We start from the raw sequence: 1,042 nt of genomic DNA on the forward strand, positions 1-1,042 counted from the left end.
TATTTCATGTCTTTGTTTACCGCTGTCGAAATGGCCCCGCGTGACCCCATCCTGGGCCTGAACGAGCAGTTCAACGCCGACGCTAACCCTGCCAAGGTCAACCTGGGCGTAGGCGTGTACTACGACGACAACGGCAAACTCCCCCTGCTGCAATGCGTTCAGGCGGCAGAAAAACTCATGATGGAATCTCCCAAGGCACGCGGCTACCTGCCCATTGATGGCATCGCCGCCTACGACGCTGCCGTCAAGGGTCTGGTTTTCGGCGTCGACAGCGAGCCCGTCAAAAGCGGCCGAGTGGCCACTGCACAGGGCATTGGCGGCACGGGCGGCCTGAAGATCGGCGCCGACTTCCTGAAAAAGCTCAGCCCCAATGCCAAAGTCCTGATTTCCGACCCAAGCTGGGAAAACCACCGCGCGCTTTTCAGCCAGGCCGGGTTCGTGGTTGAAAGCTATCCTTACTACGATGCAGCCAAGCGCGGCGTCAACTTCGAGGGCATGCTCGCCGCCCTCAATGCAGCCGCCGAAGGCACCATCGTCGTGCTGCACGCGTGCTGCCACAACCCGACCGGCTACGACATCACCGCGGCCCAGTGGGACCAGGTGATCGCGGCCGTCAAGGCGCGAAAGCTCACGCCGTTCCTCGACATGGCCTATCAGGGCTTTGGCCACGGCATCGCAGAAGACGGTGCCGTCATCGGCAAATTTGTGGCTGCCGGCCTGAGCTTTTTCGTGTCGACGTCCTTTTCCAAAAGCTTCAGCCTCTACGGCGAACGCGTGGGCGCCTTGTCGGTTCTGTGCGAATCCAAGGACGAAGCCGACCGCGTGCTGTCGCAGCTCAAACTGGTCATTCGCACCAACTACAGCAACCCGCAGATCCATGGCGGCATGGTGGTGGCCACGGTGCTCAATACCCCCGCGTTGCGTATCCAATGGGAGCAGGAACTGGCGGAAATGCGTGTGCGCATCAAGGCCATGCGCCAAAAGCTCGTGGACGGCCTGAAGGCCGCCGGCGTCAAGCAGGACATGAGCTTCATTACCGCAC

1 protein-coding gene is annotated in these 1,042 nt (G+C 61.0%); it reads left to right on the plus strand.

The annotated features are described in order from the left end of the window. Positions 1-6: 6 nt before the first annotated feature. On the plus strand, positions 7-1,042 hold a 1,036-nt coding region (locus AC1DWI_RS24260), incomplete at its 3' end, for an amino acid aminotransferase (RefSeq protein ID WP_477726056.1).

This window comes from Polaromonas sp. P3_C2, from assembly GCF_056402675.1.